The organism is Streptomyces pseudoechinosporeus (genome assembly GCF_054783935.1).
Genome location: NZ_BAAGPS010000022.1, coordinates 20,938 through 39,749, shown reverse-complemented (window position 1 = coordinate 39,749; position 18,812 = coordinate 20,938). Strand labels below are relative to the sequence as shown.

The following is an 18,812-nucleotide window of genomic DNA, read 5'->3' as shown; positions in this document are numbered from 1 at the left end:
CCTCCCCCTGCTCGGTGGGACAGCTCAGTCCACGTCTCAGTCCAGTACCGGCAGCAGCTCCGGCAGATGCCCGTCCGAAGCCGACGCCGCCCGCTGCCGTTCCTCCGGGACCTCCCCGTACAGCGTCGTCCGCGGACGCGCCGGACGGCCCGCCGCCTCCGCCACCGCGATCAGGTCCTTGATGGACTTGTACGAGCCGTAACTAGAGCCCGCCATACGGGAGATGGTCTCCTCCATGAGCGTGCCGCCGAGGTCGTTGGCACCGGAACGGAGCATCTCGGCCGCGCCCTCCGTGCCCAGCTTCACCCAGCTGGTCTGGATGTTGGGGATGTGGGGGTGCAACAACAACCTCGCCATCGCCGTCACCGCGCGGTTGTCGCGCATGGTCGGGCCGGGGCGCGCGATGCCCGCCAGGTACACGGGCGCGTTGGTGTGGATGAACGGCAGTGTCACGAACTCCGTGAAACCGCCCGTCTGTTGCTGGATCCGCGACAGCGTCCGGAAGTGGCCGAGCCAGTGCCGGGGCTGATCCACATGCCCGTACATCATCGTGGACGAGGAACGGATGCCCAGCTCGTGCGCGGTCGTCACCACCTCGATCCAGGTCGCCGTGGGCAGCTTGCCCTTGGTGAGGACCCAGCGGACCTCGTCGTCGAGGATCTCGGCGGCCGTGCCGGGGATGGAGCCGAGGCCCGCCTCCTTGGCGGCGGTCAGCCATTCGCGGATCGACATCCCGGTGCGGGTCGCGCCGTTGACGACCTCCATGGGGGAGAAGGCGTGGACGTGCATGCCGGGGACGCGTTCCTTCACGGCCCGCGCGATGTCGAAGTACGCGGTGCCGGGCAGGTCGGGGTGGATTCCGCCCTGCATGCAGACCTCGACTGCCCCGACGTCCCATGCCTGTTGGGCGCGGTCCGCCACCTGGTCCATCGAGAGGGTGTACGCGTCGGCGTCCGTGCGGCGCTGAGCGAAGGCGCAGAAACGGCAGCCGGTGTAGCAGACGTTGGTGAAGTTGATGTTCCTCGTCACGATGTACGTGACGTCGTCGCCGGCCACCGACTTGCGGACGTCGTCCGCGATACGGCACAACGCGTCCAGGGCGGGCCCGTCGGCGTGCAGCAGGGCCAGCGCCTCGCCGTCGGTGAGCCGGGTGGGGTCGTCGGCCGCCGTGGCGAGCGCCGCCCGTACGTCCGTGTCGATCCGCGACGGCACCATCCCGGGCGCCGCGGCCTCGCGGAGCGCCTCCCAGTCGCCGTACACCTCGTCGAAGTCGTTCCGGCGGTCGCCCGTACGCCCCTCAGTGTCGATGGTGCGATGCAGGTCGGTGCGGCCGGAGGAGGTGAACGCCTCGTCCGGCTCCTGCCACGGGTGGCCCTCGACGACGGCGTCGGGGTTCGCCAGGCCGGTCTCCGGGTCGGCCAGCGCCCGTACGTGCGGCAGCAGCCGCGGGTCCAGCCAGGGCTCGCCGCGCTGCACGAACTCCGGGTACACGCACAGCCGTTCACGCAACTCGAAGCCCGCCTGCCGGGAATGCTCGGCGAGTTCGTCGATCTGCGGCCAGGGCCGCTCGGGGTTGACGTGGTCGATGGTGAGCGGCGAGACACCACCCCAGTCGTCGATACCGGCGCCGATGAGCCGCCCGTACTCGAAGTCCACGAGATTGGGCGGCGCCTGGAGACAGGCGGAAGGACCCATGATGTGCCGCGCGACGGCCACCGTGGCGACGAGATCGTCCAGCTCCGCGTCCGGCATCCCGCGCATCGCCGTGTCCGGCTTGGCGCGGAAGTTCTGGATGATCAGCTCCTGGATGCCGTGGTACGCCCGCGAGATCTTGCGCAGCGCGAACAGCGACTCGGCGCGTTCCTCGTACGTCTCCCCGATCCCGATCAGCAGCCCGCTGGTGAACGGCACGGACGACCGCCCCGCATCCTCCAGCACCCGCAGCCGCACCGCCGGTTCCTTGTCGGGCGAGCCGTAGTGCGGGCCGCCCGGCTCGGACCACAGCCGGGTGGCGGTCGTCTCCAGCATCATGCCCATGCTGGGCGCGACGGGCTTGAGCCGCTGGAAGTCGGTCCACGACATGACACCGGGGTTGAGGTGCGGCAGCAGCCCCGTCTCCTCAAGGATGCGGATCGAGATGGCGCGTACGTACGCGATGGTGTCGTCGTACCCGTGCGCGTCCAGCCACTCCCGCGCCTCCGGCCACCGCTCCTCGGGCTTGTCGCCGAGGGTGATCAGGGCTTCCTTACAACCGAGTTCGGCCCCGCGCCGCGCGATGTCGAGCACCTCGTCCGGCGACATGAACATCCCGTGCCCGGCCCGCCGCAACTTGCCGGGAACGGTGACGAAGGTGCAGTAGTGACACTTGTCGCGGCACAACCGGGTCAGCGGAATGAACACGCTCTTCGAGTACGTGATGACGCCGGCCCGTCCCGCGGTCTCCAGGCCCGCGTCCCGCACCCGCCCGGCGGACGCCGCCAGGTCGTCAAGGTCCTCGCCGCGCGCCTGAAGCAGCACGGCCGCCTCGGTGACATCGAGCGCGACGCCGTCACGGGCGCGTTTGAGGGCCCTCCGCATGGCGTTCGCGGTGGGCCCGGTTCCGGAACTCGCGGAAGTCGTCATCCTTCGAGCATACGGTCGCATTGATCAGGCACAGGTGGCGCGCTACACGTACTTCGCATAGTCGTCCAGCACACGCAGTACCTCCGCCTCCCCGGCCGGCGGCAGTTGCAGCACGACCTCCTCGATGCCGAGGTCCGCGTAGTGCGCGAGCTTGCCGGGGGTGGGCAGTACGGCGTACGGCACGACCTGGAGCGCCTCCGGGTCGCGGCCCGCCTCGGCCCAGGCCGACCGCAGGACCGGCAGCGAATCGGTCAGCCCGCGGCCACCGATCGGCAGCCAGCCGTCCGCGTACTCGCTGATGTGGGAGAAGAGCTTCGGCCCGGCCGCTCCCCCGATCAGCGTGCGCGGCCCGACGACCGGTCCGCGCGGCTTCTGTACGGGTTTGGGGTAGGCGTAGCTGGCACGTACGGACCCGAAGTCGCCCTCGTACGGCGTCGGTTCCGGCGACCACAGCGCCCGCATCAGCGCCATCCGGTCCCGGCCGAGCTCCCGCCGCGTACGCCAGTCGACGCCGTGGTCGGCGGCTTCCTCCACGTTCCAGCCGAAGCCGATGCCGAGCGTGAAGCGGCCGCCGGAGAGGTGGTCGAGGGTCGCGATCTGCTTGGCGAGGTCGATGGGGTCGTGCTGGGCGACGAGGGTGATGCCGGTGCCGAGGCCGAGCCCTGTGGTGACCGCTGCCGCCTGGCCGAGGGCCACGAAGGGGTCGAGGGTCCGTCCGTACTCGGGCGGCAGCTCACCGCCCGCGGGGTACGGCGTTGTCCGCTCGACCGGGATGTGCGTGTGCTCGGGGAGATAGAGCCCGGCGAAACCGCGCTGCTCCAGCTCGCGCGCGAGCAGGGTCGGGCTGATCGTCTCGTCGGTGAGGAAGATCGTCGTGGAGATCCGCATGAGGACTTCCTAACCTGACTGACGCCCAGAGTCCATACCGACCGGTCGGACGTGCCTGCGAGCGTGTCTCGTCAAACACCTCGGAAGCCACGGGGAGCCGTCCCAGGGAAGCCCTCCCCCGAAGCACCGATGAAAGCTGCCGATTCCCTTCCCTTGCACAGGAGTTCACGGCTCAATACGAAGCTGGTACGTGCCATCCCCTGCCACACCCCACACCCTGGGAGCAGCAGCATGTGCGAGGACGACCACGGAATCGGCAGACGTGCCCTGTTCGTGACGGGAGCCGCCGCCGCGCTTACTTTGGGAAGCGTGAGTTTCCCGAGCGAGGCTGCCGACGCCGCAGCGGACCACGAGACGAAGACGGTGCGCGGCACCCTGCCCACCGGCTCCCCCGACTTCGTGTATCTGCCGGTCGAAGTCCCGGACGGCGTACGGGAGATCAAGGTCGCGTACACCTACGAGAAGCCCTCCGTCCCGGCCGGCACCGCGGGCAACGCGCTCGACATCGGCATCTTCGACCAGCGCGGCACGGAACTGGGCGGCAAAGGCTTCCGAGGCTGGTCGGGAGGGGCGCGCACGGAGTTCTTCATCCGCGCCGACGACGCCACGCCCGGCTATATCCCGGGCCCGGTCCGTGAAGGCACCTGGTACATCGCGCTCGGCCCCTACACCGTGGCCCCGCAGGGACTCCCGTACGAGATCACCATCACGCTCACCTACGGCGACCCCGGCGCCGCCGTGAAGCCGAAGTACCCGCCCACCCGTGCCAAGGGCCGCGGTCGCGCCTGGTACCGCGGTGACTGCCACCTGCACTCCTGGTACTCGGACGGCCGCCGTACCCCTGCGGAGATCGCGGCCCTCGCCCGCGAGGCCGGACTGGACTTCATCAACACCTCCGAGCACAACACCCATGCCGCGCACGCCCATTGGGCCGACGAGGCGGGCGACGACCTGCTGGTGATGATGGGTGAAGAGGTCACGACGCGTAACGGCCACGTCGTCGCGCTCGGCACGGACCCCGGGACGTTCATCGACTGGCGCTACCGCGCCCGCGACAACCGTTTCGGCAAGTACGCGCGCGAGATCCGCCGCTCCGGAGGCCTGGTCGTCCCCGCCCACCCGCACGCCACCTGCATCGGCTGCAACTGGAAGTTCGGCTTCGGCGAGGCGGACGTAGTCGAGGTGTGGAACGGCCCGTACGGGCCCGACGACGAGGTCTCCCTGGCCGACTGGGACGGCATGCTGGTCGCCTCGGTCCGCGACGGCCGCGACTGGATCCCCGCGATGGGCAACAGCGACGCCCACCGCCCGCCGGACCCCGTCGGCACCCCGCAGACGGTCGTCCTCGCCGACGACCTGACCCGCGAGGCGATCCAGGAGGGCCTGAAGGCAGGCCGCTCCTACGTAGCCGAGTCCAAGTCGGTCACGCTCTCCTTCACGGCCTCCGGCCCGAAGGGCGAACACGCCGGTATCGGCGGCCGTTTGAAGGTCGACCGCGATGACCCCGTCACAGTCCGCCTGGAAGTCACCGGCGCCCCCCGTTGCACGACCCGCTTCGTCACGGACCAGGGCGTCCTGCACACCAGCCCCGTCCTCCCGGTCTCGGGCTCCGGCACGGTGGAGTGGCGTACGACGGCTCAGTACGCGGCATACGTACGGGCCGAACTGCGTCACGAGGCGGCGGTGGCACCGCTTCCGGGGGCACTGGCGGCGTTCACGAACCCGATCTTCTTGGGGCGGTAAGGACCGCCTGAGAGACTTCTCGAATCACCGACGAGAAGGACCAGGGCCTCATGTCGCGCTTCCACGACCTCAAATTCCGCGCCGTCACGACGCTCCAACGGCGCGTAGCCAACCCGCTGTCCAGACAACTGCCCTTCCAGACGCTCCTCGAGACCACAGGGCGAAAGTCGGGTCAGCCGCGCCGGACCCCGCTCGGCGGAAGCCGGGTCGGGAACGAGTTCTGGATCGTCTCCGAGTACGGCGAGAAGTCCCAGTACGTACGCAACATCCAGGCGAACCCGAGAGTCCGGGTCCGCATCAAGGGCCGCTGGCACACCGGGACGGCCCACCTGCTCCCCGACGACGACCCGATCGCCCGCCTGCGCACCCTGCCCCGCGCGAACAGCACGGCAGTGCGGCTGGTGGGGACGGATCTGCTGACGGTGCGGGTGGATCTGGAGGATTGACGCGCCCTCAATCCGAGGACTGAGGGGCTGTTGATCCACGGGCCTACCCCTCCCATGCAGAAGTGGCAAAAGTCGTCCCACTGTCAGGTAGGCAATGCCTGCGTCCCCTTATCCGCAAAGCCCCAGCAGGGACCGGCGCCCCGGATATGACGCACGTCACATGGAACCCAAGGTGGGCCGCGTGGCAGAGCCAGGTATGGAGCCACCATTCCGGGCCCGCGTCCGAGCGGGCGACGAGAACTCCTTCAGGGTGCTCTTCCGTGAACACGGGCGGGCGGTGTACAACCACTGCTTTCGCCTGACCGGGGACTGGTCGGTCGCCGAGGACTGCGTCTCGCTGGTGTTCCTCGAAGCCTGGCGGATGCGGGAGAAGGTCGAGCCGCACGGCGGAAGTCTGCTGCCGTGGCTGCTGGGGATCGCCACGCACGTGGTGCACCACCGATGGCGCACGGCCCGGCGGCACCGGACCCTGATGGAGCGCATGCCCCCGCCCGATCTGCTGCCGGACTTCGCCGACGAGGTGGTCGGCCGGCTGGAGGACCAGGAGCGGATAGCCGCGGTGCGCACGGCGCTCGACCAGCTGTCGCGGCCGGACCGCGAGGTGCTGGCGCTGTGCGTGTGGGCCGGGCTGGACTACGCCGCGGCTGCCGAGGCGCTGGGGGTGCCCGTAGGCACCGTCCGCTCCCGGCTGTCCCGGGCGCGCCGCCGGCTGGAGAAGCTGGCGCAGAAGAATCTTGACCAGGACACGGAACCTGCGACAGCGAGACGGCAGCAAACAGGTGACCGCCACGAGGCGGTCCGGCCGAGCGGAGAAAACGGAAGGGGACCGTGGTGAGCAGGGACCAGCACCGGGACGGCGACGTCCAGGAACTGCGCCGACTGCTGGCCGTACCGGCCGAGCGGGACTTCCCCGCCGGCCGACGGATCCAGCGTGAGGAACACCTGATGCGCAGTTGGCGGACGATGAAAGAACAACGCACTGGCGGGCGCAAGCGCCAAGTCCAGAAGCGGTTCGCGTTGGGGCTGGCGGCGGCAGCGATCGCGGCAGGCGTGACGGTGGCGGTGCCGGGCGGGACGGAGACCCCGGCCTACGCGGTGGAGAAGAATCCGGACGGCACCCTGACCGTCTCACTCCGCGACCTCGACTGGTGGGGCGACCCGCAGCATTTCGACCGGCTCGCGGCCGAGATCCGGGCAGCCGGCTTCACGGCGATCATCGACAAGGTTCCCCCAGGAAAGAGGTGCCAGTTCGACCGGGGAGAGCTCCTGAAGCAGGAGAAGTTCGGCGACGGCAAGGGGGACTACAGGTACGTCATGACGCATGCGGATGCATATCTGGTCGAGGAGCACCTGCCCGGTCCCTGGCCGAAGGGGTCCGAAATGCGGTCGGCCCACTTCTTCAGGCAAACGTTCATCAAGGGCCCGGTCAAACCGTGCAATCCCGTAAGCCCCACCGCTCGCTGAACCCACCGCGGTGACGTAGCGACGCAGCAGTGGTCCGCCCAGGTCCGGCCTGGGCGGACCATCCAGGATGAACTCCCCCCCCACCTCGGGCAGTTGGGCCCGATTTTGTCACGTGCGCGCCTAGACCTCTGGACTTGTCTGTTTCACCGTGGTCCCTCCTACCCGCATGGAGGGACCCAGCAGTGAGACGAAGACGATTTGTGGCAGGAACGATCGGCGCACTTTCGGGGATCACGCTCGGTCCGGGCTCGGTCCGGGCCGACGCGCCGGCACCCCGTACCCAAGGCTGGCAGGCCGTGCCGGCGCCCGGCAGTACCCCGGTCGCGCAGTTGCGCCGCATCGCCGCTGCCGGACCCGAACTGGCCTGGGCCGTGGGCGAGGAGGGCCGCGCGGGGCCGTCGCAGGGACGAGGGCTGGCCATGCTCTGGAACGGCAGCGCCTGGTCGAAGACCGACCTGTCGCACCTGACGTATACGCGGTTGAGCGACGTCGCCGTTGTCAGCGTCACCGCGGCGTGGAGTGTGGGCCTGCCTGCCGACGAGGGCACGAGCCCCCTGCTGAGCTGGGACGGAACCACGTGGCGCGAGGCCGAGTTCCCGGGCCTGGGCGAGCCGGACGTCCGCATGGACGCGGTGGCGGTCGGCCCCGACCAGCGGGTGTGGGTCAGCGGCAGCCGCGGCGGCAGCACCGGCCTGCTGCACGGGGACGGGCAGCAATGGCGATGGCTGGACCCGCTGCCTGTCGCGAGCGCGAGCCTGTACCAGGTCGTACTGCGCTCGCCGGACGAGGTCTGGGTGAGCGGCGACCAGGCAACCGGCGGAGGATGGTCCGGACTCGTGGCCCGCTGGAACGGAGCGTGGACCGTCCTGCCTCCGATCACAGGCCTCCGTCTGAGCATCAGCGATCTGTACCCGGCCGGTCCGGACGACGTATGGGCGGTGGGCACCGAGCGTGGCATCGGCGGACCACCCGGACGCCCCGGCAGCCCCGTTCTGGCCCACTGGGACGGCACGGCCTGGACGCGGGTGCAACCGGGCTTCACCGTCGGGTCGTTGACCGGAATCGCGGGCGACGCGCAGGGCCGCGCCGCATGGATCTCGGGCTGGAACTACCAGGACCAGACCCGCAGCACATACCTGCGCCGGGACGGCGACGCCTGGACCGTCGTACGAGGCCCGGCCGGCGCGGCGACCGCACCGTACCTCAACGACGTGACGCCCATTCCCGGCACCGCGGGATTCTGGTCGGCGGGCATGACGAGTCCCACCCCCGCTCCTCCGACCGAGGCATACACGGAACGCCTCGACGCCTAGCCCCGCGGCGCGTTCGAGAGGCGGTCCAGCCACGCTGAGCACGCGTTGCGGTGCCGGCCCAGGGGGCAGGCACCGCAGGGAAGGGCTGGTGATCCACGTGCCTACGGATCCATGACCTGTGGATCGCGAAAGTAGTAGACGACCGTCACTCCCATACCCGGAGTGTGCGTGTACACGACGGTGATCGCCTCGGCTGAGTCGTGGGCGAGAGGTGTCGTGTAGGTGTACTCCACGGAGGGAGGACGCCAGCCGGGGATCTCGCGCCCCGCCGTCGGCTCCCGTGCGATGACCGTGAGCGCCTCCCGGACCACTTCCCGTTCCCCCTCCGTGAGGTCGTCGTACGCCTTCTTGGCGGGTTCGGCCTCCTCCAGCGGGACCTCGCTCATGCGCTGCCGCCTCCGGCACGCGCGTCTTCGAGGGCTGCCATGATCTCGGGTGAGTTCCTGATCCGGACCCGGTGACGGTACGCCCTCACCACGGCCGCGGCGCGCTCGAAGTCGTCTGTGGGCGAGGCTCCTACGGCTGCGGCCAGTTCCTCCTCGAAGCGCTCCCGGTCGCCCGGGAACCCGTACCGGCTGAGCGCGCTGCGCAGGTCGTCCACGGTCCGGATCTCCGGGAGGGGCATCGCTCCCCAGCCGTACTCACGCTCTGCGCTCATGATCTGCTCCTGGTGGACGGGCATGCCTCCACCTCCCAGTATGGCGCCGTGCGCCCACGGCGGACATCGCACGTCACTTCCCACGGCCTGCACCGCCCCGCTCACCGCGCCTCCCCGCACTCGGCCCACAGCAGCTTCCCGCCCTTCGACGCACCCCACTCCCGCAGAACGGACACCCCCAACGAGTCCGCACACGCCCGTACGAGGTGCAGCCCGCGCCCGTGCTCGGCGTCTTCCGCCGGTACGACGACGGGGGCACCCTCCTTGAAGGCGTCCGGCACCTTCGGGTCGGTGTCCCAGACGGCAACCATGAGGCGGTCGGGCTCCATGGAGCGGATGCGCAGGGCGTACGGGCCGGTGGTGTGGGTGTGGGCGTTGGTGAGCAGCTCGGAGGCCAACAGCTCGGCGGTGGGCGTGTGTTGAGCCATTCCGTGCGCGGACAGGACAAGCTTGAGGGTTCCTCGGGCGATGCCGGGAGCTCTTGGGTCTCGGGGAAGGTGCAGGGTGTAGTTCCAGGGTGCGGATACGGTGGCCATGGAAGTCTCCGGTTACAGAGGGGAGTTGGACGGTTGGTCTACGTTGCTTGCGTGCATGGGTTGCCCAGTGACCGTCGCCGCTCCGTCGAGCGGGGCACTTCTGGGCGGGGCGCCTGGTCAGTAATCTAGCGGCCAGACACTTAATACATTTCCCATATGGGCAATCGCATGAGATGTTCCCTCGTGTGGGTGACATCAACGTGCCGCTTCACAAGGAGAGTTGAGCCATGGCGCCCAAAACCGCCACGTCCGCCCGCCGCCTCCGTCTCGGCACGGAACTGCGGAGGCTTCGTGAGCGCGCGGGTATGACCGTCACCGAGGGAGCCCGTCAACTCGGCGTCAGCCAGGCACAGCTCAGCAACATCGAGGCCAGCCGCTTCGGCGTCAGCCCCGACCGCCTGCGCGCCCTGGCCCGCATCTACCGCTGTTCCGACACCGCGTACATCGACGGCCTGATCAGGCTGGCCACGGAACGCAAGAGCGGCTGGTGGGAGACGTTTCAGGAGGTGCTCCCCGCCGGCCTGCTGGACCTCGCGGAAATCGAGCATCACTCGGTCCGGCTCCAGGCGGCCAACACGGCACACATCCCCGGCCTGCTCCAGCTCGCCGACCATGCCCGCGCCATCTACGAGCAGGCCGTACCGGAGTTCAGCCGCCGCGACATCGAGCACCGCGTCAACCACCGGCTCCAGCGCCAAGCGCTACTGGACCAGGCCGATCCGGTGCCGTACCAGGCGATCATCCACGAGGCCGCCCTCCGCGTACCCGTGGGCGGCTCGTCGGTTGCCAAGCGGCAGCTGAAGCACCTGCTGGCCCAGAGCGAGCGCGACGAGATCACCATCCAGGTGATCCCCTTCACCATCGGCGCCTACCCGGGCTCCGGACAGACGTTCCTCTACATCCACGGCACCGTGCCCCGGCTCGACACGGTCTCCCTGGACCAGTCACACGGACCCGCGCTGGTCGACGCCGAGGCCGAGCTGGACACGTACCGCAATCTGCTCCGGCGTATGGAATCCGTAGCACTCCCCCCGGAGAAGACCCGCGACTTCATCCGTAACCTGGCCACCGAGCTGTGAGAGGACCCTCATGACCGCCTACGCATGGCAGAAGTCGTCCTACTGCGCACAGGGCGAATCCTGCGTCCACATATCCGCCGCACCTCAAACCATCCACCTCACCGAAAGCGCCGACCCCACGCACGCCATCCTCTCGGCCACCCCCACCGCCTTCAGCGCCCTCCTCCACACACTGAAGGCGAGCCCGAACCACGGCTGAAGCACGCCCGGGAAGGTCGTAGCACCAGCGCCAGCTCCAGGAGTCTCCTGCTTCAGCCGAGCGCGTCGATCTTCAGCCGAGCGCGTCGATGGCCTTGACGATCAGCGCTCGCGCTGCGGCGCCGTACACAGCCATGCTGCGGAGCTGCTCGAACGCCTTGATGTACAGGGCGATCTCGGAGGGCTGGGTGACGTTCACCTCGGCGGAGATCAGCTCGACGGAGACGAGCGTGTCGTCGTGCACGTCGAACGTCTCCTGTGGCCACAGCACCCGTTCGCGCGTCGCTGCCGGGATGATGCCGAAGGAGACCGCAGGGAGCGCTCCGGCCGTGAGGAGGTAGCCCAACTGGGCGGCCATCGCCTCCGAGTCGCCGAGCTGGTAGTAGAGCACTGCCTCCTCGATGAGCATCACGAAGCGGTGCCCCGGCTCGTGGATGATCTGCGAGCGCTCCAGGCGCGCCGCTGCCGCTTCGGCCGCGTCGTCGGGAACGCCGAGGAAGCGGGCGTTGCTGCTCAGCAAGGCCCGCGCGTATCCCTCGGTCTGCAACAGCCCTGGCACCAGGACCGGGGAGTACACGCGCAGCAGCTCCGTCGACCGGTACAGCTCCACGTAGCTGTCCTGGAGCTTGCGAAGGCCTGAGCGCACGCGCTGCCGCCACTCGCGGTAGAGCGACTCCGCGTGCTGGGAGGCGGCTATCAGGTCGGGGGCCTGGTCGGTGGCGCCGGTCGCGCGGCACCACAGGCGGATGTCCGTGGGCGAGGGCGGTGTGCGGGCGTTCTCGATGCGGGAGGTCTTGGCGTGGTGCCAGCCGCAGGCGGAGGCCAGCTCAGTGACCGTCAGGCCGGCGTTTTTCCTCAGGTCGCGTAGCTGCCGCGCCACGTTCTCGCGCGCGGCCTGGGCTGAGGAGGACGGGGAGATGGACATGAGCTGGCCGGTAGTGCCTTCCGTTCAGTGGATCTCGTACTGGTCGTGCGGGATGGCGCGCTCCCAGACGGCCTCGAACGCGTCCGCGCACTGCTTGACGATGCTCGGCTCGGTCCGCAGTTCCATGTTCGGATCGGCCCAGTTGCCGTCACCGGTGAAGTGGTTGAAGAGGACCTGGGTCCCGTCGAAGATCCACAGGTCGGCGCCCGGCAGCATCAGATCGACCGCCCGCTGACGGGGCAGCCAGCGCACCTGTTCACCGGCATGGACGTTGACGGCCGTTGCGGCGTGCTCGTACCGGATGTAGTCGGTGACCGGTTCGGAGACGATGCGGGCACGCCGTACGACAACCCCGCGCGCGACCGCGCGGGAGATCATGTCGACCCAGGGGGCCCAGTACTCCGAGGCGGGGTCGGTGTCCCGTCGGCCGGTGCTCAGCCAGGTGCTGAAGTCGTCCGCCTCGTCGCCGACGGCGTACTGGTCGCGCATTTCGAGGTGCACGGCGGATCGCTGTGCGGCCTCCATCAGTTCGTCAAAGCTGGGTACGTTCTGCGGCATCGCAGGCCTCCCTCAGTACCGGCACCAGGCATGCGGGGATGCGGATCACCGTCTCGTGGTCGGGGATGCCCTTCGCGTGCCCTGGTGCCGTGTTCTCCATGCACTGGGCCGCGTCTCCTCGTCGGCCGTGTAGCCCTGGATCACGATGTCCGCGCCGTCCAGGTCCACCCACGCCGTCGGTGACCCGTTCTTGCCTGTGTCCGGATCGATCCCGATGAATTGCAGATCCATAACTGCCCTTCCAGGTCCGTTGGTTGTGCTCCGGTGTGCATCAACTTCGTTCCCCAGACGGCCTACTGTCAAGGGCGTGAAGGAGCAGCACAGCCTCACAAAAAGCTATGCGCACATCTATGCACATCGCTTGAGTTGGCAACTCCCGCGTCCCTAGCGTGCTGGATATCGAGCACAGCCAAGCCGGGGAGACACACATGGCGGCAGCGGCAGAAACAGATGCGAAGCAGTGGGAGTACACGACGTACGCGCCCAGGGGCGAGACGTGCCCGGCCTGCCTGAAATCGATCAAGAAACTTGAGCAGGTCCGGCGAGGCGTCCTCGACCGTACGTCCGGCTCTCCCGTGGTCGTGTACCGGCACCTCGAATGCCCCAAGGGGTGACCCGTTGAATCAACTTCCCGCGGGGTTCGAGGCGTGGCTGCTCGACTGCGTACCGGTCCCCGGCTGCAAGGTGTGCGCAGCGAACTGGAAGCAGCTCACCGCCGCGAAGAGCAAGGGCGACATCACCAAGGCGGCCAGACACGCCACCGAGATTCGTGATCACGCCTCGGGGGTGCATTCATGACGCTGGACATGCAGACCTACCGGGACGGCCGGAGAGCGCGGAACGGCGGTTCCTGCCACGGCCGCAGCGCGTCCAGACGTTCCAGCAGACGCCGCAGGAAGTCCCGGACCGACGGCTCGTCATGCGGCTGCCAGGACAGGTCCCGCTCCCAGGAGTCCTCGGCGAGCGCCGCCTTGATCGAGGCGTACTCCTCCTCCGTGGTGAGGTCGTAAAACGGCTGCTCAAGGATCATGCGAGCGATGCGCTCGACCTCGCTCTCGCCCAGTTCCCGGCTGAACTGCACGCAGTAAAGGACCGCTACGACCACCCCGAAGTGCATGCGCGCAGTATGACGAACCACGCCAGTCAGTTCAGGTCGTACCCAAGGAAGTAGGGGACAGAGCCAGGGCTGAGCGGCTTCGGCCGCGTCGACCGTGGCTCTGTCCCCTGAGAAAAGGGGATGCGCCGGTAGGCCCTCCCTGTGTTGCATGGCCCCATGGTGTCCACCGACCGACTGCTCGCCTTCGCGGCCATGTCCTTCCTGCTGATCGTGGTGCCCGGTCCGAGCGTGCTGTTCGTGATCGGGCGGGCGCTGGCGCAGGGGCGCCGTGCTGCGCTGACCACCGTCGTGGGGAACACGATCGGCGCGTACGTGCTCGTCGTGGCCGTGGCGCTGGGTATCGGTTCCGTCGTGGAGCGCTCCGTCCTGGTCTTCACGGCGCTGAAACTGGCCGGTGGTGCCTACCTGGTGTACCTGGGGGTGAAGGCGTGGCGGCAACGGGGTTCGTTGCAGGCCGCGTTCAGCGGTGACGCGGCCACGGCCGGCGGTCGGCGCACGCTGTGGGAGGGGTTCGCGGTCGGGATCGCCAACCCCAAGACCATCGTGTTCTTCGCCGCCGTACTGCCCCAGTTCGTCGACCGCGCCCAAGGACACGTCGTGGCCCAGATGCTGCTGCTCGGCCTGGTCTTCAACGTCATCGCGCTGGCGTCCGACAGCGTGTGGGGGCTGGTCGCCGCCACCGCCCGGGGCTGGTTCGCCCGGTCACCGCGGCGGCTCTCCCTGGTCGGCGGTGTCGGCGGACTCACCATGGTGGGCCTCGGGGTCACGGTCGCCGCGACGGGGCGCAAAGAATAGCTGCTCCCGCCGATCCGGACAGGCCGGACGCTGCTGCGGCGGACACCGGACGACCTGCGCGGCAGGATGCCCACATCACAGCCGACGTGACGATGAGCCTGCCCGACGCCCAGGTCCGACTGCTCCCGGCCTAACCGGGAGAGGCGCACGCATTCAGACGCCCGGCGACGGCCCCGCCCGAAATTCGGCAGACACCCCTCCCCCATCCGCGCCATGATCCCCCTCATGGATCGCCGCCGCATCAGCACCCTCGCCCACGCCGACCACCCCATCGCCGCGCCCCTGAGCGACGCCTCGGTGGCCCGTCTCCTCGACCGGGCCCTTCGGGACGGCGCCGAGCGGGTGCTGGATCTCGGGTGCGGGGAGGGGGCCTGGCTGATACGGGCTCTGGAGGGGAGGCCGGGGGTTACGGCCGACGGAGTCGATCTCGACGCCGGCACCATCGCCCGGGGCCGCGACGAGATCGCGGCACGCGGACTCGGTGACCGTGTCACCCTGCACGCCCAGGACGCCCGCGAGTTCACCGCCGACGACCGGTTCGGCCTCATACTCTGCGTCGGCGCCACCCACGCCTTCGGCGGCCTGCTGCCCACCCTCGAAGCGGTCCGCCGTCACCTCGCCCCGGGCGGTACGGCGCTGATCGGCGACGGCTTCTGGGAGCGCAAGCCGGACCAGGGCACCCTCGACGCCGGATTCGCGGGCGACGAGTTCGCCGCTCTCGGCACCACCGTCGACAGGATCACGGCGGACGGGTGGACGCCCGTGTACGGGCACGTCAGCACCACCGAGGAGTGGGACGAGTACGAGTGGTCCTGGACCGGCGCCCTGTCCCGCTGGGCTCTGGACCACCCCGCCGACCCGGACAGCGGCGAGGCGTACGCGGCCGCCGCCGAGCATCGCGCCGGGTGGCTGCACGGCTACCGCCACACCCTCGGTTTCGTCACGCTCCTGCTCCGGCGGACACCGGACGACCTGCGCGGCACGATGCCCACATGACGGTCGACGTGACGATGAGCCTCCCCGACGGCGTAGCCGCCTTCGTGAAGGCCAAGGGGGACGTCTCGGCGTACACCGCACGCGTATTGCGCCGCCAGATGTTCGCCGAGGACCTGGAAAGGTCCGCGCGCGTGCGGGCCCAGGCCGGGATCATGACTTACCGCGGCGGAGCCCACCGAGGGTGAGGACGCCACCCTGGAGCGCTGGGCGCAGGTGGCGGGCCGGTGAGGGGCGGGCGCGTCTACCGGCTGCCCTTCGCAGCCAGTGTCACCCCGGCCAAACGATCGCCTGCACCTCGCTGTACGCGTGCAGGGCGTACGACCCCACGTCCCTCCCCACCCCGCTCTTCTTGAAGCCGCCGAACGGGGCCTCCATGTTCCGCCCGACCGTGTTGACGCCGACACCGCCTGCCCGCAACGACCGCGCCACGCGGAACGCCCTCGCCACGTCCCCCGACCACACGTAGTCGATGAGGCCGTAGTCGCTGTCGTTGGCGAGCGTGACCGCCTCCTCCTCGTCGTCGAAGGGGATGACCACGACGACCGGGCCGAAGATCTCCTCGCGCGCGACCCGCATGTCGTTCGTGCAGTCCGCGAGGAGCGTGGGGGCGACGTAGAAGCCCGTGTCGTACGGCGGCCGTTCGCCGCCCGCGACCACCCGCGCGCCCTCCTTGCGGCCCAGCTCGATGTACGACTCGACCCTGTCCCTGTGCGCCGCCGAGATCACCGGGCCCACGACCGTGCCTTCGGCTCGCGGGTCGCCCACCTTCAAGTAGCCCGCGTACGCCGCCAGTTGGTCGACCACACGGTCGTACACCGCCCTCTGCGCCAGCACCCGCGTCGGCGCCGTACAGATCTGCCCGCTGTAGAACGAGAACGTCGTCCCGATTCCCCGCACCGCCGACGCCACGTCCGCGTCGTCGAAGACGATCGCCGCGCCCTTGCCGCCGAGTTCCATCAGCTGGCGCTTCATGTCGCGTCCGCACACCTCGGCGATGCGCTGCCCGACCGCCGTCGAGCCGGTGAAGCTCACCATGTCGACGTCGGGCGATTCGACGGCCGCCTCACCGGCCTCCGCCCGGGACCCCGACACCACGTTCACGACACCCGGCGGGACGCCCGCCGCCTCCAGCGCCTCCGCCATCCGGTAGACGGACAGCGGGTCCTGGGGCGCGGGTTTGACCACCACCGTGTTGCCCATCGCCAGCGCCGGGGCGATCTTGCCGGCCGGGTTCGCCCAGGGGTTGTTGTACGAGGTGATGCAGGTGACCACGCCCACCGGCTGGCGTACAGCCAGGGCGCCCATGACGGCCGCGGCGCCGAACGGCCCCGCCTCGTTGATCTGCGGGACCAGCGCCTCCTCGACCGGCTCCAGCGCCCCCTTCGCGTACCGCCTGAAACGGGCCGCGCCGACCCCGACCTGCATCCCGCGCGCCGTACCGGTGGTGGCGCCGCTCTCAGCCTGGGCGAGTTCGGCGTACGGGACGAGGTTGCGCTGGATGATGTCCGCTGCCCGGTCCAGGATCGCCGCACGCTCCGAAGGGGACGTACGCGACCACGGCCCGAAGGCCTCGCGAGCCGCGGCTGCCGCCGCGTGCACCTGATCCCGCGAGGCCTCCGGCGCCAACCCGACGACTGACTCGGTCGCCGGGTCGATCACCTCGTAGTGACCGCCGTCCGGCTCGACCCACGAACCGCCGACGAACAGCCGCTGCTCGTCCGTCACTCCGTACTCACCTCGGTCACTTGGTGTTCACCGTCCGGGTGTCCCGACCCGAGCGCAGCACCTTCCCCGGCACCGCCCCCGTCACCTGGTCCCCGCGGATCGCCTCGACCCCGTTCACCCAGACCGCCGTGATCCCGATCGCCTTGGAGTCCAGCCGTGGGCTGTCTCCCGGCAGGTCGTGCACCAGTGTGGCCGTGCCGGCGTCGATGCGTTCCGGGTCGAACAGGACGAGGTCGGCATGCCATCCCTCGGCAATCCGCCCGCGCTCGCGCAGGCCGAAGAGCTGGGCGGGATCGTCGGTGAGCATCTGCACCGCCTGCTCCAGCGTCGCGAGCTTCCGTCCGCGCAGGCAGTCCCCGATGAAGCGGGTCGTGTACGGCGCCCCGCACATCCGGTCCAGATGCGCCCCGGCGTCGGATCCGCCCAGCATGACGTCCTCGTGCTGCCAGGTCTCGGCGCGCAGGGCCCAGGAGTCGGGGTCGTTGTCGGTCGGCATGGGCCAAAGGACCGTACGCATCTGGTCGTTGGCGCAGGTCTCGACGATGCACTCGAAGGGTTCCTGGCCGCGTTCGGCCGCGATGTCCCGTACGACACGGCCGGTCAGCCCCTCGTTCTCGGGACTGTACGTGTCCCCGATGACGTACCGCCCGAAGTCGGCGAGGCGGCGGAAGACGCCCGCCTCCTTGCTGTCCGCGCGGCGCAGCATCTCGGTCCGTACGTCCCGGTCGCGGAGTTTCGCGATCCGTTCGGGTACCGGCAGGCCGAGGATTTCGCCCCAGCCGGGGATCAGGTTGAGGGCGCAGAAGGTGCCGAGCGACATGTTCATCGGCGTCAGGATCGGCATCGTCAGCGCGATGATCCGGCCACCGGCCTTGCGGGCACGCTCACTTGCGGCCAGTTGCCTCGGTACGCGGTCGGGGGCGGCGGAGTCGATGGTCAGGACGTTCCAGTTCAGGGGACGGCCCGCCGACGCGCTCATCTCCACGAAGAGGTCGATCTCGTCGTCACTGAACTGGTCGAGGCAGCCCGCCACGATGGCCTCGATCTGCGTGCCCTCGTGATCGCCTACCGCCCTTGAGAGCGCGAGCAGTTCGGCCGGTTTCGCGTGCCGCGACGCGACCGGTTTTCCGTCGCCGTCGGAGTGCGTGGAGGACTGGGTGGTCGACAGCCCCCAGGCGCCCGCGTCCATCGACTCGTGGAACAGCCGCAGCATGTCCGCCAGTTGTTGTTCCGTGGGCTGCCCGCCCACCGCGTCCGGCCCCATCACATACCGCCGCAGCGCGCAATGCCCCACCATGAAACCGGCGTTGACGGCGATCCGCCCCTCCAGCGCATCGAGATACTCCCCGAACGTGTGCCAGCTCCAGGGCGCCCCCTCCTCCAGCGCGACCAGCGACATGCCTTCGACCTTGGACATCATCCGCCGTGTGTAGTCGGCGTCTTCGGGTCGGGAGGGGTTCAGGGGGGCAAGGGTGAAACCGCAGTTACCTCCCGCGACGGTCGTCACGCCGTGGTTGAGGGAGGGCGTCGCGTACGGGTCCCAGAAGAGCTGGGCGTCGTAGTGGGTGTGGGGGTCGACGAAGCCGGGGGCGAGGACGAGCCCGGAGGCGTCCTCGGTGGTGCGGGACGCCTCGGTGACCGTACCGATGGCCGCGATCCGCCCATCGCGTATCCCCACATCGGCGGTGTAGGCGGGCGCGCCCGTCCCGTCGACGACGGTCGCGCCTTTGATGACGTGATCGAGCATGG

General features: G+C 69.5%; 22 protein-coding genes and 1 pseudogene. 12 read left to right on the top strand and 11 right to left on the bottom strand.

Features of this window, described 5'->3' with window-relative positions:
• Positions 1-36 precede the first annotated feature (36 nt).
• Positions 37-2,622, bottom strand: a complete 2,586-nt coding sequence (locus ACYVO6_RS23330; RefSeq protein WP_461064124.1) for a bifunctional FO biosynthesis protein CofGH — start codon at positions 2,620-2,622, stop codon at positions 37-39.
• A 42-nt stretch (positions 2,623-2,664) separates the two neighbouring features.
• Positions 2,665-3,510, bottom strand: a complete 846-nt coding sequence (locus tag ACYVO6_RS23325) for an LLM class F420-dependent oxidoreductase (protein ID WP_461064122.1) — start codon at positions 3,508-3,510, stop codon at positions 2,665-2,667.
• Positions 3,511-3,741: 231 nt separating this feature from the next.
• On the opposite strand from ACYVO6_RS23325, the gene ACYVO6_RS23320 reads away from it, so the two are divergent.
• From ACYVO6_RS23320 to ACYVO6_RS23300, 5 genes are all read left to right on the top strand, one after another.
• Complete coding sequence (locus ACYVO6_RS23320; RefSeq protein WP_461064120.1) at positions 3,742-5,253, top strand: CehA/McbA family metallohydrolase; 1,512 nt, start codon at positions 3,742-3,744, stop codon at positions 5,251-5,253.
• Positions 5,254-5,303: 50 nt separating this feature from the next.
• Positions 5,304-5,699 (top strand): nitroreductase family deazaflavin-dependent oxidoreductase, encoded by a 396-nt coding sequence (locus ACYVO6_RS23315; RefSeq protein WP_461064118.1) that lies wholly within the window; start codon positions 5,304-5,306, stop codon positions 5,697-5,699.
• A 181-nt stretch (positions 5,700-5,880) separates the two neighbouring features.
• Positions 5,881-6,534, top strand: a complete 654-nt coding sequence (locus ACYVO6_RS23310; RefSeq protein ID WP_461064116.1) for an RNA polymerase sigma factor — start codon at positions 5,881-5,883, stop codon at positions 6,532-6,534.
• Positions 6,531-7,163 (top strand): hypothetical protein, encoded by a 633-nt coding sequence (locus tag ACYVO6_RS23305; RefSeq protein ID WP_461064114.1) that lies wholly within the window; start codon positions 6,531-6,533, stop codon positions 7,161-7,163. Before ACYVO6_RS23310 ends, ACYVO6_RS23305 begins: the two co-directional genes overlap by 4 nt.
• A gap of 200 nt (positions 7,164-7,363) precedes the next feature.
• Positions 7,364-8,476 (top strand): hypothetical protein, encoded by a 1,113-nt coding sequence (locus tag ACYVO6_RS23300; protein WP_461064112.1) that lies wholly within the window; start codon positions 7,364-7,366, stop codon positions 8,474-8,476.
• Between the two features lie 101 nt (positions 8,477-8,577).
• Here the strand turns inward: ACYVO6_RS23300 and ACYVO6_RS23295 are convergent, their stop codons facing one another.
• The 3 genes from ACYVO6_RS23295 to ACYVO6_RS23285 form a co-directional block, all read right to left on the bottom strand.
• Positions 8,578-8,862 carry a hypothetical protein gene (locus ACYVO6_RS23295; RefSeq protein ID WP_461064110.1) on the bottom strand — a complete coding sequence of 95 codons (285 nt, stop codon included), beginning with the start codon at positions 8,860-8,862 and terminating at the stop codon, positions 8,578-8,580.
• Positions 8,859-9,134: a hypothetical protein gene (locus ACYVO6_RS23290; RefSeq protein WP_461064108.1), complete on the bottom strand. Its 276-nt coding sequence runs from the start codon at positions 9,132-9,134 to the stop codon at positions 8,859-8,861. The genes ACYVO6_RS23295 and ACYVO6_RS23290 overlap by 4 nt, the downstream gene beginning before the upstream one ends.
• A gap of 101 nt (positions 9,135-9,235) precedes the next feature.
• Positions 9,236-9,670 (bottom strand): ATP-binding protein, encoded by a 435-nt coding sequence (locus ACYVO6_RS23285; protein WP_461064106.1) that lies wholly within the window; start codon positions 9,668-9,670, stop codon positions 9,236-9,238.
• Between the two features lie 227 nt (positions 9,671-9,897).
• Between ACYVO6_RS23285 and ACYVO6_RS23280 the strand changes: the two genes are divergently transcribed.
• Together ACYVO6_RS23280 and ACYVO6_RS23275 are read left to right on the top strand one after the other, a co-directional pair.
• Complete coding sequence (locus ACYVO6_RS23280; RefSeq protein ID WP_461064104.1) at positions 9,898-10,749, top strand: helix-turn-helix domain-containing protein; 852 nt, start codon at positions 9,898-9,900, stop codon at positions 10,747-10,749.
• A gap of 10 nt (positions 10,750-10,759) precedes the next feature.
• Complete coding sequence (locus ACYVO6_RS23275) at positions 10,760-10,948, top strand: DUF397 domain-containing protein (RefSeq protein WP_461064102.1); 189 nt, start codon at positions 10,760-10,762, stop codon at positions 10,946-10,948.
• A 72-nt stretch (positions 10,949-11,020) separates the two neighbouring features.
• On the opposite strand, the gene ACYVO6_RS23270 is transcribed toward ACYVO6_RS23275, so the two are convergent.
• From ACYVO6_RS23270 to ACYVO6_RS23260, 3 genes and pseudogenes are all read right to left on the bottom strand, one after another.
• A complete protein-coding gene (locus ACYVO6_RS23270; RefSeq protein ID WP_461064100.1) occupies positions 11,021-11,872 on the bottom strand; it encodes a helix-turn-helix domain-containing protein in 852 nt (283 codons plus the stop codon).
• A gap of 24 nt (positions 11,873-11,896) precedes the next feature.
• The gene (locus ACYVO6_RS23265) at positions 11,897-12,430 is read right to left on the bottom strand and encodes a DUF6879 family protein (protein WP_461064098.1); all 534 of its coding nucleotides are present in this window, start codon (positions 12,428-12,430) and stop codon (positions 11,897-11,899) included.
• Positions 12,405-12,661 (bottom strand): annotated as a pseudogene (locus tag ACYVO6_RS23260) (hypothetical protein). Before ACYVO6_RS23260 ends, ACYVO6_RS23265 begins: the two are co-directional and overlap by 26 nt.
• A gap of 197 nt (positions 12,662-12,858) precedes the next feature.
• Between ACYVO6_RS23260 and ACYVO6_RS23255 the strand changes: the two are divergent.
• Positions 12,859-13,044 (top strand): hypothetical protein, encoded by a 186-nt coding sequence (locus ACYVO6_RS23255; RefSeq protein ID WP_461064096.1) that lies wholly within the window; start codon positions 12,859-12,861, stop codon positions 13,042-13,044.
• Positions 13,045-13,048: 4 nt separating this feature from the next.
• Positions 13,049-13,228 carry a hypothetical protein gene (locus ACYVO6_RS23250; RefSeq protein ID WP_461064094.1) on the top strand — a complete coding sequence of 60 codons (180 nt, stop codon included), beginning with the start codon at positions 13,049-13,051 and terminating at the stop codon, positions 13,226-13,228.
• A gap of 16 nt (positions 13,229-13,244) precedes the next feature.
• Here ACYVO6_RS23250 and ACYVO6_RS23245 read toward each other — a convergent pair whose 3' ends face one another.
• Positions 13,245-13,547, bottom strand: a complete 303-nt coding sequence (locus tag ACYVO6_RS23245) for a hypothetical protein (RefSeq protein ID WP_461064092.1) — start codon at positions 13,545-13,547, stop codon at positions 13,245-13,247.
• 156 nt (positions 13,548-13,703) lie between these two features.
• On the opposite strand from ACYVO6_RS23245, the gene ACYVO6_RS23240 reads away from it, so the two are divergent.
• The 3 genes from ACYVO6_RS23240 to ACYVO6_RS23230 all read left to right on the top strand — a co-directional run bounded on the left by ACYVO6_RS23240 (position 13,704) and on the right by ACYVO6_RS23230 (position 15,523).
• Positions 13,704-14,342: a LysE family translocator gene (locus ACYVO6_RS23240; protein ID WP_461064090.1), complete on the top strand. Its 639-nt coding sequence runs from the start codon at positions 13,704-13,706 to the stop codon at positions 14,340-14,342.
• A 225-nt stretch (positions 14,343-14,567) separates the two neighbouring features.
• Positions 14,568-15,338, top strand: a complete 771-nt coding sequence (locus tag ACYVO6_RS23235) for an SAM-dependent methyltransferase (protein WP_461064088.1) — start codon at positions 14,568-14,570, stop codon at positions 15,336-15,338.
• Positions 15,335-15,523, top strand: coding sequence for a hypothetical protein (locus tag ACYVO6_RS23230; protein WP_461064086.1), 189 nt, complete (start codon positions 15,335-15,337; stop codon positions 15,521-15,523). Before ACYVO6_RS23235 ends, ACYVO6_RS23230 begins: the two co-directional genes overlap by 4 nt.
• An 82-nt stretch (positions 15,524-15,605) precedes the next feature.
• Here ACYVO6_RS23230 and ACYVO6_RS23225 read toward each other — a convergent pair whose 3' ends face one another.
• Entirely contained in the window at positions 15,606-17,063 is a 1,458-nt protein-coding gene (locus tag ACYVO6_RS23225; protein ID WP_461064084.1) for an aldehyde dehydrogenase family protein, read from the bottom strand.
• Between the two features lie 16 nt (positions 17,064-17,079).
• Positions 17,080-18,810, bottom strand: a complete 1,731-nt coding sequence (locus tag ACYVO6_RS23220; protein ID WP_461064082.1) for an N-acyl-D-amino-acid deacylase family protein — start codon at positions 18,808-18,810, stop codon at positions 17,080-17,082.
• Positions 18,811-18,812 lie beyond the last annotated feature (2 nt).